We start from the raw sequence: 14,115 nt of genomic DNA on the forward strand, positions 1-14,115 counted from the left end.
TTAAATAGAATTAAGTATAAAAAGAGTTAATATTGTTAGTAAAAATATTGCTCCTGCTTTATTATAAAGTCTATTTGCCAAAATAAACAGAAGTGTTAGGGAAGCTGCAATCATTATATAAATATCAAACTTTGTAGCAATTAAGTCAATAGAGAGAGGGTTTAAAAGTGCTGCTGAACCTAAAACCATAGAGAAATTAGCAACATTTGAGCCTATTATATTTCCAATACTCATTTCGGCATTGCCTTTTTTTATTGCAACCAAAGATACTACAAGTTCAGGCAGTGATGTTCCAAAAGCAATAAGAAAAAGCCCAATTATCCACTCACTAACTCCAAATATTTTTGCTATATTTGTTCCGCTCTCTACAACAAAATGTGCTCCGCCTATTGTTAAAATAAAACCAATAAGTAAAAATTGAGTTGTTTTGAGCCATTTAAATTTTTCTTTCATTAACTCTTCATCTATCTCTTCTACAAGATCTTCTTTGGAATCGGTAAATAAAAATATAAGATAAGAGAACATAACCAAAATATACAAAGCTCCTTCAATTCTGCTAATTAAGCCGTCTTGAATCATTAGCATAAATAAAATTACAGGAACAACTACCCACGCACTATCTCTGTCAAATAGATTCCGTCTTGAAGTCATTTTTTTTGATATTAAAAAAACAAGCCCTAAGACTAGCGTTATATTAAAAGTTACGCTGCCCACAACATTTGCGATAGCCATTTCGCTTTTACCGGCTCCTGATGCCATCATAGAAGCTGCCATTTCCGGTAATGATGTGCCAAAAGCAATAAGTGTAGCACCGATTACAAAATGTGATATATTGAAATGAAGAGCAATTCTTTCAGACTCTTTTATAATAAAATCTGCTCCATAAATAAGCGCTGTCATAGCAACTGCAAAAATTATAAAATCCACTAAGAGCTATCCTTCTGTTCTAATTATTAGACTTTTTGGAAGGTTGAATTTTTTTATAAGCTCTGCTTCTTTTTTTCTCATTTGACCATTGTCAGTTTCATGGTCATATCCTAACAGATGAAGCAAACCGTGTATAAAAAGAAGTGCAAACTCATCATTTTCACTATGACCCAGTTCTATTGCTTTTTCTTTTACATGAGAAGAGGAGATAACTATGCTTCCAAGCGGGCTCATCGGCATAGGTTCATATGGAAAACTTAATACATCTGTATCTTTGTCAATATTTCGATATGTTTTATTTATCTCTCTTATCTCTTCATTTGTTGTAACAATAAGCTCAATTTCTTTATTTGTAAAAAGATTTGCTATTGCATCAATAAGAGTAGTATCAATCTGTAGTGTAGTTCTATTGTCAAGTTCAATCATAAGTGAGATTATATCAAATTTTAAAATATGTTCATAAAAGATTATGCTAAAATATTTTTATGATTATAAAAGATAAAAAAGCGCTCTGTGTTATGAGCGGTGGTATGGATTCAACGCTTAGCGCATACATGATGAAAAAAATGGGGTATGAGATTGTTGCTGTGCATTTTAATTATGCACAAAGAACACAAAAAAAAGAGTTGTCTTGTTTTCACAATATTTGTGATGAATTGGGCGTTTTAAATAGATATGTTTTAGATTTGGATTTTTTCGCTCAAATAGGTGCTTCAGCTTTGACTGATAAAAATATAGATATACCAACTGGCGGTGTAGAAGAGGGTGTTCCCGTCACATATGTGCCTTTTAGAAATGGAATATTTTTAAGTATGGCAGCTGCTATAGCAGAAAAAGAAAATGCCGAAGCTATTGCAATAGGAGTGGTGGAAGAGGACAGCAGCGGTTATCCTGATTGCAGGGACTCTTTTATACAAAGTATGCAGCGAAGTATAAATCTTGGTACAAAAGATGAAACAAATATAGTTATTCATATGCCTTTAGTACATCTAAAAAAATCTCAAATTGTTAAAAAAGCGCTAGATTTAGAAGTTCCGCTTAATCTTACATGGAGTTGTTATAAAAATGAAGATAAAGCGTGCGGAGTTTGTGATAGCTGTCGTTTAAGGTTAAATGGTTTTAAAGAAGTCGGAGTAAAAGATCCAATTGAGTACCAGTGAGATAGATTTTAATAATTTAAAAATTGTACATATATATAAAGCAAATTTAAAAAATAGCTACATAAGCGTTAAGAAAAATGGTGAAATAGTTCTTAAAACTCCTGCTGTTTCAAAAAAATATATTCAAAATCTTCTTATTAGCAGGGAAGAGTGGATACGAAAACAGCTAAAAATAGTAGAAAAAAATTCACAAATAAGAGTGAATCTTCAAGATGAAGTTTTATTGTTTGGAAAAATTTTCAGTATTGATACGGATAAAGCAAAAGAGTTAAGAACTTATCTTAAAAAAATAGATACGACAAAAATTGATAATATTTTAAGATGTTATGATGAATTTTATAAATTTTATGCTCAAAATTATATTGTTCCAAGAGTACAATACTATTCAAAAATAATGGATTTAACTTATAGCGATATAAAATTTAGAAAAATGAGAAGTAGATGGGGAAGCTGCAGCTCAAAAGGAATTATTACCTTTAATACAGAACTTATAAAAGTAGAAGAAAAACTGATTGATTATGTAGTAGTGCATGAACTCGCACACCTTAAACATATGAATCATTCAAAAAAATTTCACTCTTTAGTCAATCAATATATCCCTGATTCTTATGAGTTAAATCAAAAGCTAAAAAACTTCTGGTTTTAATAATAAAACGATCTACCTCTCATTTAAAAAGTATTTTAAACTCGCATCACTCCACTCTTTTGAAAGAGAAAGATGGTTTTGTATAGAGGCATAAACTCTTTTAAAGTCACTGTTTTTTTCACTAAGCTCAGTTATAACTTCATTTAAAGCTATTTTTCCTGCATCTATGACATCCTTTGGAAACTGATGGATAGATATATTAAGTTCTTTTAGTTTTTTAAGGGCCTTGATATTTTCACTGTGAAATTCATAAGTCATACTTGAATTCATCTCACTTGCAGCAACCTCTATCATACTTTGATGTTCAAAAGGAAGTTTATTCCAAAGCTGCTTATTAAAAGTAACCTCTAGGATAGAACCTGGCTCATGCCAGCCTGAGTAGTAGTAGGGTGCTACCTTATAAAATCCCATTTTGATATCAAGAGCAGGACCAACCCATTCTGTAGCATCTATTACACCTCGTTCCAGTGAAGTATATATCTCCCCTGCAGGCAGTAAAATAGAGTTAACTCCCATTTTTGAAAAAACTTCTCCGCCAAGACCAGGAATTCTCATCTTAAGTCCATTCATATCAGCAAGTGATTTTATCTCTTTTCTAAACCATCCGCCCATTTGAATATTAGTATTTCCGCCCATAAAAGGATGAAGATTATACTTTGCATAATGTTCTCTCCAAAGTTCTAAACCTCCTCCAAAAAGCATCCATGAGTTTATCTCTTCAGCAGTAAATCCAAAAGGAATGCCGCTGTATAAAGAAAAAGCGCTGTTTTTTCCTTTCCAGTAATATGGCCCTGAATGAAAAGCATCTATTTGACCGCTGGAACACGCATCAAAAACAGCCAAATCTGGAATAAGAACATTCTTTGGATAAATTTTTACTTCCAAAGAGTTGCCGCTAATATCTTTTAATCTTTGTGCAAATTTTTCTACACCGGTTCCCATAATAGGAAAGCTTGCCGGCCAGCTAGTAGCTAATTTTATAACAATTTTTTTATTTTTATTGATATTTACTCTTTTTGCATCACTGTTTTTTTGCTGTGGATGTTTTGAATAATCAATAGCTTGCCGATTGTTGTCATTACAGCCTGTTAATGCAAAAGCGGTAGAAACTGTTGTAGCAGTTGTTAAAAAATCTCTTCTATTCATATTTTGTGTACATCCTCATTAGAAATAGTATTTAAAAATCCATAGTAAGCTGCATTTGATTTGATAAGGGCTTATTTAAAATTGATTTATCAACCCCTGCAATAAGTGCAAAATGAAAATTATTATTTTTAAGTATATTTATAATGTCTTTTTCATTTTTGTAAATAAAAATATTTTTATTTTCATAAGATTTGATATGTGATGGAGCAATAAAAATGATACTGGCCCATGATGCATGGCGTTGTAAAAATAGAATTTGAGAATCTATTAAATTTATATTTGGTTCAAATATAAGTACTTTATCACTGGTGCCAAAACTTTTTATTTCAAACTTCTTATTTGTAAAAACTGCTTCAAAATGATTTATCGGAGTAAATTTTTTCAATTTATAATTGATTTTAAGTGTTTTTAAAAGATGCAGCAACTCTTCTAAATATGGTATGAAAAATGGGGAAATCAGTTGTCTTTCATAAAAAATATTATCATAAATAAAAGATGTTTCAAATAGGGTTTGCTCCATTATTACGATAGATTCAAAAGAGTTAGTTGGGATTTTTTTTACATTTGCAAATATCTCTCTATCACTTAGAGCAGGGCAGAACAGTACCGTTGTTTTGTTTTCTGCATTCCAAAGAGATTTGAAAATTGATTTTAAATCTCCAGTAAGTGAAATAAAATTTAGCTGAGTAATAATCTGCAAAGATAGTTTTAAAACAATTTCATTACACTCATAGGCTACAATCTCTTTTTCTATCATTTTAAAACGAAGCAGTTTTTTAAGTGCATTATCTAAGCTGTTGACTTTAATCCAAGCTATTTCACTATCACTTATTTGTGTTGGACTCTCAAACACAACACCGTAAGCACCATTTGCAACGGCTAACTCTATATTTTTATAATCATAAGCAAAAAAGAGATCACCTCTTTTTATTTTAGAAGCTTCAAAAACAATATTTTCAAAGCTATTTATATATGGTTCATTAACAAGAGTAGCTTGCGTAAGCGCTAAAAAATTTTCAAGTCTCATCCAATCGGTGTACCTGGTTTTTTAGATTTTTCAGGTCTGATTAGACAAAGACCATCTTCATCTTTTGCAGCAAGCAGCATTCCTTCTGAAATCATACCCATTAGTTTCGCCGGTTTTAAATTTGCAACAACACAAACCTGTGTATTTAATAAGGAGTCAGCACTGTAAAACTCTTTTATACCTGCTACAACTTGTCTAGGCTTTTCTTCGCCTAAATCAACTAGAAGTTTTAAGAGCTTTTTGCTTTTTGGCACCTCCTCAGCCTCTATAACAACACCTATTTTTAGAGATGTTTCAAAAAACTGGCCAATTTCTATAAGGTTATCTTTTTCTTCCAATATTTCATCACTTTTCTCAGAAATATTTGGCTGTGCTGAAGGAGCTTCAGGCATTAAAGGCTCTTCTATGCGAGGAAATAGTGGTGGAACAACTTTAATATTAAATAATTTTAAAAGTTTTTTATCTATAATAAACTCGTTATAGCTTGAGCTGTTTATGCTAAAACTTAAGGCATCGGCAATTGTATTTGTTGTGCGCGGCATAACAGGGTGAAGCATAATTGATGCTTTAGCTAGTATATTTGCGACCAATGCTACGGTTGCAAGTGCTTCATCTTTTTTATTTTCTTTCATTTTAACCCATGGAGCATGCTCTTCGATAGCTTTATTTCCAATAGAAAATAGTTTCCATAACTCTTCTAAATATCTATGTATTTGTATATTCTCCATAAAAGCGTCAAGCGAATCCAAAATAATATTGACTGCATCAATCTCTTTTTTATGATATTTCAAAACATTTACGCTATCTATTTCAAAATTTGAATATTTACCGCTCATGCCTATAATACGGTTTAAAAGATTGCCTAAATCATTACTAAGTTCAGAGTTTATTCTATCTATAAAGGCTCTTTGAGAAAAATCGCCGTCTTGTCCAAAAGGAACCTCTCTCAGCATAAAATATCTTAAGTTTTCAACACCATAAGCGTTTGCAACCTCTCTTGGGGAAACAACATTGCCTTTTGATTTACTCATTTTTTCCCCATCTCTAGTCCACCAGCCGTGAGCTCCGATATGTTTTGGAAGAGGGAGATCCAAACTCATTAAAAAAGCAGGCCAGTAAATAGCGTGAAAGCGGAGTATATCTTTGCCGACAAATTGAATAGAAGCCGGCCAATAGTGCATATTTGCTTCATCAGTTCCATAGCCAAGAGCCGTTATATAGTTCATTAGTGCATCAAGCCAAACATACATAACATGCTTATCATCTTTTATCGATTCAGGCATTTGAACACCCCATGTAAAAGATGTTCTTGTCACAGAAAGGTCACGCAAACCTCCTTTAACAAAGTTTATAACTTCACTTGCACGAGAGCGCGGCATTATAAAATCAGGATTTTGTGCATAGTATTTTAAAAGAGCGTCTTCATATTTTGAAAGTTTAAAAAAGTAACTCTCTTCTTTAATAATATTGGTACTTCTGCCGCAGTCTGGACAAAATTCGCCATCAACAAGTTGAGTTTCAGTAAAAAAAGTCTCACAGCTTACACAGTAGTGTCCCTCGTAAAAATCTTTGTATATATCACCTTTTGCATACATAACTTCAAAAGCTTTTTGCACGCCTTTTTTGTGATCTTCATCGGTTGTACGGATAAATTTGTCATAATCTATTTCAAATTCATCCCATAAATTTTTAAAACCTGCACTTATCTCATCTGCAAACAGTTGAGTGGGTTTGCCATTTTTTTGAGCAGACTCCTCAATTTTTTGCCCATGTTCATCTGTACCGGTCAAAAAATATGTATCTTCACCTTTTAATTTTTCATATCTAGCCATGCTGTCGGCTATAAAAGTAGTATACGCATGTCCTATATGTGCTTCGCCATTAACATAGTATATCGGTGTTGTTATATATTTACTCAATTTCTATCCCCTTAAAATTCAAATCCACCAGTATCTCCTTTAGACATACTGTTATAAACAGCTTTAATGTAATTGGTTCTTAATTCACATTTTAAATAGAACTCACAACTGCTGCAACTTTTTAACTCTTTTTCTTTTTGGCAGTTTTGTACTTTTTCTATCATCTCGTTAAGATGAAGTTCAAATTTGTCCATCTCGCCGGTATTAGTTATTTGCATAAACTTCTTTTACTCTTTGTATCTCATATTTGGAACCAAAAAAACATGGTGATGTATCATGTATGTGTGCGCACTCGATTTCCATTAAATCTTTTTCTCCGTCAATTGCCTCTCCACCGGCAGTTTTAAATACAAAAGCAAATGGAAATACTTCAAAAAGTTTACGAAGTTTTCCATCAGGTCTATCCGAAGTAGCAGGGTAACTAAATAAACCGCCACCTTTTAAAAGTATCTGATGCAAATCAGGAACCATTCCGCCGGAGTATCTTAGACGATAACCCTCAGCAAAGAAGCTGTCTACAAGCTTTTTATGATACGGTTTCCAGTTTTGCTGTGTTCCGCCGGGAGCATTAAGTTTACCCTTTTCATTAAGACGAATCTCTTTAACAAACTCAAACTCTCCATTTTGAAGTAAGTGAAGTTTAGTTTTATTGTGCGCAAATACCATCTCAACACGAGGACCAAATACAACATAGCAAGATGCGACCATATTTTTAGCGCCAAAGGCATTTTCATATATTCCAAAAATAGAACCGACACTTAAATTAACATCAATTAAAGAAGAGCCGTCAAGTGGATCATACGCTATAAAATATCTGCCATCTTTATGCAGTAACATCTCCTTCTCTTTCTCTTCACTAGCAATTGTATGAATAGAAGGTATATGCGAGAACTCCTCTTCAATAATCATATCGCATTTTATATCAAGTTGAAGCTGCGTTTCGCCGGAGCTGTTCTCTTGCTGTGAATAACCAATATCTTTTGTATCAATCGCCTCTTTTATTCTTATAGCTGTTCTTTGTATTGCTTTAAATATATCAGTCATTTATCTACACTTCCTTTGCATTTTTAAGTATCCATGATATTACATCATCACAATTGTTTAGATCCAGTATAGCAATATTGTTAGGTAAATCATACTCTTTTATATTTACACTGCCGTCAATTGCCAATGCATCCATATATGGAAAATAGTCACTATCTAAATAATTTCTAAATATGCTGATTCTAGGCAAAGGAAGACTTTTCAATCCCTCTACCAATAAGACATCAAAATTATCAAAGAGTCTAATCATTTCATCAAGATCTTTTTCTCTTTGAGAAAAGTAGGTTGTACGATTTGGGGATGTAACAATAACTTCTGCACCCGTGTCTGAGAACTTATAACTATCTTTTCCTTCAACATCAAAACGAGCTTTGTCTTTTGGATCATGTTTAATAATTGCCACCTCTTTATTATATTCATGTATTAGTTTTCTGGCAACTTTTAATATAAGGGTAGTCTTACCACTGTTTGAGGGACCTGTAAATGCAACTGCTAATCTTTTTTTCAATGTAAACACTTTATTAAAATTTTAGTTATTATACAAAATAGTCTTTAAAAGGTTGTTTAATAAGATATAATTCCATGATAATTTGCAGGATTTTAAATGAAAACTTTTTTTATAATTTTAACTTTTTTAACTCTTTTTACGGGATGTTCTAGAAAAAATGCTTTTTTTGAATTTAATATGGATAAAGATCAGGAATTAAGCGCAACCAGTATTCAAAGTAGTAAAATAGTATCTAAAGATGGAGAAACGCAAGGTGTCATCTCTGTGATATATTTAAATGAAATATATCCTAAGCTATATAATAAAAATGAATATTTTTTTGTATTTTTATTTACAAAAGAAGCAAAAGAGATTTATGATCCAAATAAATCAGCAGATTTTAATTTAAAACTTAAATTAAATTCGAAACTCCCAATTGAAGTTGAGCAACTTCCAGAAGAAAATAAATTTTCACATCTTGTTAATAGTAAAAATAACTGGAACAGCTACTATTTAATAACATTTGAAAAAACAGATACGATTAATCTTCTTCTCGAAGATAATGTTTCATCCTCGAAAATATTACATTATGAATCAGTAAAGAGCCCGCAAAATTGAACTAAGCAGTACAATTATAATTTGCAATCCTATAATAATTATTAGTGGCGCCAAATCCAAACCATTAAAATTTGTTCTTACAAATCTTCTTACAAAAGAGTAGGCAGGATTTGTTACTCTATATAAAAATTGAACAATAGGATTGAACGGATCTGGATTCACAAAACTAAGAAGAGCAGCGATAATCACTACCCATATATAAATATTAATAAGTCCGATAAAAATCGAACCTATACCTTGAATTATCTCTATAATCATACTCATTTAACAATCTCACCTATGTAATTTTTAATATATTTATATACCAAAGAGATATCCGGACCATCTTCAGCACCTGTTAATAGAAGTCTCAAAAGTTTAGAAAAAATTTTATCATTTAGTCTAGATTCTTTCATGATATAATTTTTAAAATCATCAAACTCTTCAAAATAGGGTGCATTTTTAATAATCTCTGACATCGTTTTTACAGCCTCTGCAAACTCTTTTGGCACCTCTTTTTTTGCAAAAATAGCACCTATTTTTGATTTTAACTCTTTTGTAGTTGAGGCTTCCTCAAGATATACGCGTGCCAGTTCACCAATATCGGCGTCTGCAAAACCAACATATCTAGAGAATTCTTTTGTATCTAGAGCTCTTAGGTGTTCTTTGTTTATATCTCTTAATTTGTCAATATCAAAATACTCAGACTCTTTTGATATGTTTTTCAAATCAAACCACTCTATGGCGTCTACTAGATGAAAAATCTCTTTTGGTGGCTTGTTTCCCATTAAAATTAAGTAATTTGCAATAGCGGACGGCAAGTAGCCCTCTTCAAGAAGCCATTTGACGCTTAAGGCATTATTTTCACCCAATATAGCAGGCAGATGGGCATATTCAATTTTCTTTTCATAGCCAAGTGATGTTCGGATCATATCCTCTTTAGGTGCATCGTTCATCTGTCCTTCATCACGGATAACTAAAGATATATCGCCGAGCATATCATCAATCCCACAGGCAAAGTTATAAGTGGGTGTTTTATTCTCGTTCATTATGATGAAACTCTCCATATCTTCTGGCTTGAAAGTTATCTCACCCTTAATATGGTCTTTTATTATTATCGGTGTTTCTGACTTTTTTATCCTTACGGTAAATGGATTTTCATTGTCGATTACAAGTTCTGCAGGTAAATTTGCGCATGCATCATCATATCTGTATGTTTCTTTGTTGTTTTTGGCTTCTTCTCTCTTTTTTTCAAGCCACTCCGGTGAGCAAAAACAGTTAAAAGCCTTAGCTTCATGCAAAAGCTGCAGAGCCATTGCTACATAAAAACGGAAATTTTGGCTTTGATAGACAACATGAGAATAATCAATGCCCAAAAGCTTCAAAATACCAATTGTCTCTTCATCTTTTCCCTCTATGTTTCTCTCTTTATCCAAGTCTTCTATGCGAATGATTAAACCTTCATCTCTCTGCTTTGAGACAATATAGTTAAATAGGGCAACTCTTAAATCACCAATGTTCATATCGCGAGTAGGGCTGGACGCAAATCTTAGCATTTATATTCCTGTATAATGTAATTTTTGAATTTTATCAAGTTTTAGCTAAGGAAGTTCTTTAGATAAGATAGAGGGAAATTGAGCTATAAGCTCCAATTTGATAAAATACAATTCATAATAAGAGTTTTAAATTAAAGGTTTAACAAGTAATGGGTGAGCACAAAGATTTTTTACGCACAATAGTTGAAAAAGACTTAAAAGCAGGCAAATACAAAAATATTATAACAAGATTTCCTCCGGAACCAAACGGCTTCCCTCATATTGGACACGCTAAATCTATAGCAATAAATTTCGGCATCGCACACGATTACAACGGTTATTGTAACCTTAGAATGGATGACACTAACCCGACTACTGAAGATACAAAATATGTTGAAGCGCTTAAAGACGCTGTTAAGTGGCTCGGATTTGAGTGGGAGGGTGATGTGCGATATACATCCGACTATTTCGACAAACTTTATGAGTATGCTATAGAACTTGTTAAAATGGGTAAAGCTTATGTTGACAGCTTAGATGAAGAGACTATGAGAGAGTACCGTGGCACCATCACGGAACCGGGGCGTCGCAGTAAATATGCACAGCGCAGTGTAGAAGAGAACCTAGACCTTTTAGAGAGAATGAAAAACGGTGAGTTTAAAGACGGTGAGCATGTTCTTCGCGCTAAGATCGATATGTCAGCGGCAAACATGAAAATGCGTGATCCTCTCTTATACCGTATCCGCCATGCGCACCACTATAGAGCAGGGGACAAGTGGGCAATTTACCCTATGTATGACTTTGGTCACTGTCTCTCTGATTATATTGAAGGTGTTACTCACTCTATCTGTACGCTAGAGTTTGAAAACAACCGTGACATCTATGACTGGGTATTAGATACGCTTAAACTCGAACCGCCGCGCCCTTATCAATATGAATTTGCAAGACTTGGGATTAACTATACCGTTATGAGCAAAAGAAAGCTTCTGGAATTGGTCAATGAAAAAAGAGTACGCGGATGGGACGATCCCCGCCTTCCTACCATTGCAGGACTTAGAAGAAGAGGCTATACACCTGAATCTATTTTAAACTTCTGTGATCAGATCGGTATAGCAAAAGCAAACTCCACTGTTGATATCTCACAGCTTGAGTTTTGTATCAGAGATGATCTCAACACAAAAGTACCGCGTGTTATGTGTGTGCTAGACCCTCTAAAAGTAACTATAGAAAATTATGAAGGCAACGAAGAACTTGACGCCCCGTATTATCCGGATGATGTACCTAAGGAGGGGTCAAGAAAGATCTCTTTTTCGAAAGAGATATATATTGAGCGTGATGATTTTGATGAAAACCCTCCACAAGGTTATTTCCGTCTTACGCCTCATCAGTCTGTACGCCTTAAACATGCTTACATCATCACATGTAAAGAGGTTAAAAAAGATAAGAGCGGCAATATAATCGAGATAATAGCAGAATACAACCCCGACTCTAAAAGCGGACAAGACACAAGCGGTATAAAAGTCAAAAGTGCTATCCAGTGGGTAGATGCCATATCTGCTAAAAAAGTGGAGGTAAGACTCTATGACAGACTCTATTCACGTGAAAATCCACAAAATATAGAAGATCTAAATCCTGATTCACTCAAGGTTATTAAAAATGCGCTTATTGAGCCTGCTGTTGTCATAGATAAGCCGGATGTGAGATTTCAGTTTGAAAGAGAAGGGTACTTTTATGCTGATCCTATTGACTATACGGATACAAACCCTGTATTTAACAAAATAGTGAGTCTTAAAGATTCATGGAGTAAAAAAGAAAAACCAAAAAGAACTATCAGTGAAAGAAGAATTCAGCCAAAAAAAATTCAAATAGATGGTAAGATTGAGCCTATGAGTGAGTCTGAGCAAGCCTTGTTTAACAAATACACGACTGAACTTAAATTAAACAGTATGGTTGCAGACATTTTAGCCAGAGATAAGAAACTATCTTCTTTTTATGCTGAAATATTATCAGCTAACAACTCACCTGTAACTATAGCCAACATTGTAGCAAATGAGATTGCAAGAGAATTAAAAGAAAAAGAAGTGCACGAGCTTCAATTTAATGCATCTGATGTAGCTAAACTTGTGCAAATGCTAGATGATGGCACCATTTCAAATAAAATAGCTAAAGAGGTTTTTGAAGAGATGGTTAAAAGCGGAGAAAATCCTACTCAAATAGTTGAAGCCAAAGGACTTGTTCAGATAAGTGATGTGAGCGTAATAGAACCTATTATCGATGAAATAGTTGCAAAATATCCAGACAATGTTGCAAAATTTAAAGCTGGAAATAGTAATCTTCTCGGCTTTTTTGTAGGGCAGGTCTTAAAAGCCACAGGCGGCAAAGCAAACCCAAAAGTGGTAAATGAACTTGTTACACAGAAATTAAAATAAAAAGGTTAGTGTAGAACTAGCCTTTGCAGTTCTGTCATGTTTAAGCAAATAGTACGATCTGTTTGTGATTGTTCTTAAGTTGATGAAGTGGTGACCCCGAGGAGAATCGAACTCCTGTAACATGGATGAAAACCATGGATCCTGACCGCTAGACGACGGGGCCACTTGTCAGTCTTATTTACTGAGCCGAAATTATATAGATTTATTTCTTAATAAAATATAAAATTTTAAAAACTCAGTAAAAAAAAATAAATTACTCGTAAAAACTGCGTAAAGCTCTAATAATTACTGCATTTTTTGAGATGCTTTCAGCTTTGGCATTTTCATCAACTTCTTCATATATGTCTAAAGGAAGAGATATAGAAAATGTTTTTGTTTCTATTTTTTTCTTTTTATTCATTATTGATACTATATTTTTTAATAATTCTATTATTTTTTTGGTATCAATTGGTTTTTGTATAAAACTATTAACACCAACTTCAATAGATTCAGATATTTTTTCTATATCATTGCTGGCCGAAATAATAATAATAATCTGATCAGGATTAATTTCACGAATTTTTCGTGCAAGTTCGATTCCGTCCATTTCAGCCATAATAATATCTACAAAGACAATATCAGGAGATGATTTTGAATAAGCTTGAAGTGCTTCTTTTGCATTAAAAAATGATTTTACATCTGAAAAGAAATTTTTAAAAGTAGAGCTTAAAAGTTCATTTGCAATTTTCTCATCTTCAACAATCATTGCTGATAATTTTTTTGTTTGTTCAGTTAGTTGAATTAAATCTACATTGGACATAACAAAATCCTTTATTTTAAAATATGACGGAATTGTAACAGATTTTGGTTAAACAAAATAGGGCGTATTATATATTATATTTTTTAAATTTTTCTAACCATTGTAAGTCTGACTCTTTTGAATACTCTTTTTGATTTAGTAATGAATCTATTATACTGATCAAACTGGCTTCATCCATAAATTTTAGCATATCTGCATTTATGGATGTTTTTTTTATACCTTCATAAGTATTTAGAAGATTTTGTATATCAGCTATTAATTCTTCTTTTTTGCTTCTCATTTGTTTTTCCATGTAATAGTGTCAGTTTTCAAATATCTTGGTTAACATAATGTAAATTCTCTTGAAAAAATTTAGTTAAAATTAAATCGAACCAAAACCTTTTTATTATTGATATTAAATAG

Annotated in this window: 16 protein-coding genes and 1 tRNA gene; 4 read left to right on the forward strand and 13 right to left on the reverse strand. The window is 32.8% G+C overall.

The window, feature by feature from the left end; all coding sequences use genetic code 11:
- Window positions 1-927: a calcium/sodium antiporter gene (locus CVO_RS04490; RefSeq protein ID WP_152299359.1), complete on the reverse strand. Its 927-nt coding sequence runs from the start codon at window positions 925-927 to the stop codon at window positions 1-3.
- Between the two features lie 6 nt (window positions 928-933).
- On the reverse strand, window positions 934-1,353 hold the full coding sequence (gene ybeY / locus CVO_RS04495) for an rRNA maturation RNase YbeY (RefSeq protein WP_152299358.1): 420 nt from the start codon (window positions 1,351-1,353) through the stop codon (window positions 934-936).
- 59 nt (window positions 1,354-1,412) lie between these two features.
- Between ybeY and queC the strand changes: the two genes are divergently transcribed.
- Together queC and CVO_RS04505 are read left to right on the forward strand one after the other, a co-directional pair.
- Entirely contained in the window at window positions 1,413-2,087 is a 675-nt protein-coding gene (gene queC / locus CVO_RS04500; protein WP_152299357.1) for a 7-cyano-7-deazaguanine synthase QueC, read from the forward strand.
- A complete protein-coding gene (locus tag CVO_RS04505) occupies window positions 2,074-2,733 on the forward strand; it encodes a M48 family metallopeptidase (protein ID WP_188093947.1) in 660 nt (219 codons plus the stop codon). The genes queC and CVO_RS04505 overlap by 14 nt, the downstream gene beginning before the upstream one ends.
- Before the next feature lie 12 nt (window positions 2,734-2,745).
- Here CVO_RS04505 and CVO_RS04510 read toward each other — a convergent pair whose 3' ends face one another.
- The 6 genes from CVO_RS04510 to mobB are packed head-to-tail and all read right to left on the reverse strand — an operon-like array spanning window position 2,746 to window position 8,377.
- Complete coding sequence (locus tag CVO_RS04510; RefSeq protein WP_152299356.1) at window positions 2,746-3,879, reverse strand: TRAP transporter substrate-binding protein; 1,134 nt, start codon at window positions 3,877-3,879, stop codon at window positions 2,746-2,748.
- A gap of 31 nt (window positions 3,880-3,910) precedes the next feature.
- Window positions 3,911-4,906, reverse strand: coding sequence for a hypothetical protein (locus tag CVO_RS04515; RefSeq protein ID WP_152299355.1), 996 nt, complete (start codon window positions 4,904-4,906; stop codon window positions 3,911-3,913).
- Complete coding sequence (gene metG, locus CVO_RS04520) at window positions 4,903-6,825, reverse strand: methionine--tRNA ligase (RefSeq protein ID WP_159570323.1); 1,923 nt, start codon at window positions 6,823-6,825, stop codon at window positions 4,903-4,905. The genes CVO_RS04515 and metG overlap by 4 nt, the downstream gene beginning before the upstream one ends.
- An 11-nt stretch (window positions 6,826-6,836) precedes the next feature.
- Window positions 6,837-7,043: a hypothetical protein gene (locus CVO_RS04525; protein ID WP_152299353.1), complete on the reverse strand. Its 207-nt coding sequence runs from the start codon at window positions 7,041-7,043 to the stop codon at window positions 6,837-6,839.
- Window positions 7,030-7,869 carry a class 1 fructose-bisphosphatase gene (locus CVO_RS04530; RefSeq protein ID WP_152299352.1) on the reverse strand — a complete coding sequence of 280 codons (840 nt, stop codon included), beginning with the start codon at window positions 7,867-7,869 and terminating at the stop codon, window positions 7,030-7,032. The genes CVO_RS04525 and CVO_RS04530 overlap by 14 nt, the downstream gene beginning before the upstream one ends.
- 4 nt (window positions 7,870-7,873) lie before the next feature.
- On the reverse strand, window positions 7,874-8,377 hold the full coding sequence (gene mobB, locus CVO_RS04535) for a molybdopterin-guanine dinucleotide biosynthesis protein B (RefSeq protein ID WP_152299351.1): 504 nt from the start codon (window positions 8,375-8,377) through the stop codon (window positions 7,874-7,876).
- A 96-nt stretch (window positions 8,378-8,473) separates the two neighbouring features.
- Between mobB and CVO_RS04540 the strand changes: the two genes are divergently transcribed.
- Window positions 8,474-8,974 (forward strand): hypothetical protein, encoded by a 501-nt coding sequence (locus CVO_RS04540; RefSeq protein WP_159570326.1) that lies wholly within the window; start codon window positions 8,474-8,476, stop codon window positions 8,972-8,974.
- Here the strand turns inward: CVO_RS04540 and CVO_RS04545 are convergent.
- Together CVO_RS04545 and gltX are read right to left on the reverse strand one after the other, a co-directional pair.
- Window positions 8,951-9,238: a YggT family protein gene (locus CVO_RS04545; protein ID WP_159570329.1), complete on the reverse strand. Its 288-nt coding sequence runs from the start codon at window positions 9,236-9,238 to the stop codon at window positions 8,951-8,953. The two genes, CVO_RS04540 and CVO_RS04545, sit on opposite strands and share 24 nt — an antisense overlap.
- Window positions 9,235-10,509: a glutamate--tRNA ligase gene (gltX, locus tag CVO_RS04550; RefSeq protein ID WP_159570332.1), complete on the reverse strand. Its 1,275-nt coding sequence runs from the start codon at window positions 10,507-10,509 to the stop codon at window positions 9,235-9,237. Before gltX ends, CVO_RS04545 begins: the two co-directional genes overlap by 4 nt.
- A gap of 149 nt (window positions 10,510-10,658) precedes the next feature.
- Here gltX and CVO_RS04555 point away from each other — a divergent pair, with 149 nt between their 5' ends.
- A complete protein-coding gene (locus tag CVO_RS04555) occupies window positions 10,659-12,914 on the forward strand; it encodes a glutamine--tRNA ligase/YqeY domain fusion protein (RefSeq protein WP_159570335.1) in 2,256 nt (751 codons plus the stop codon).
- 88 nt (window positions 12,915-13,002) lie between these two features.
- Here CVO_RS04555 and CVO_RS04560 read toward each other — a convergent pair.
- From CVO_RS04560 to CVO_RS04570, 3 genes are all read right to left on the reverse strand, one after another.
- Window positions 13,003-13,077, reverse strand: a tRNA-Glu gene (locus tag CVO_RS04560).
- A gap of 90 nt (window positions 13,078-13,167) precedes the next feature.
- Window positions 13,168-13,713, reverse strand: coding sequence for a response regulator (locus CVO_RS04565; RefSeq protein ID WP_152299346.1), 546 nt, complete (start codon window positions 13,711-13,713; stop codon window positions 13,168-13,170).
- A gap of 67 nt (window positions 13,714-13,780) precedes the next feature.
- On the reverse strand, window positions 13,781-14,005 hold the full coding sequence (locus tag CVO_RS04570; RefSeq protein WP_241691015.1) for a hypothetical protein: 225 nt from the start codon (window positions 14,003-14,005) through the stop codon (window positions 13,781-13,783).
- Window positions 14,006-14,115: the final 110 nt, after the last annotated feature.

It is taken from the genome of Sulfurimonas sp. CVO (assembly GCF_009883775.1).
GTDB lineage: Bacteria > Campylobacterota > Campylobacteria > Campylobacterales > Sulfurimonadaceae > Sulfurimonas > Sulfurimonas xiamenensis.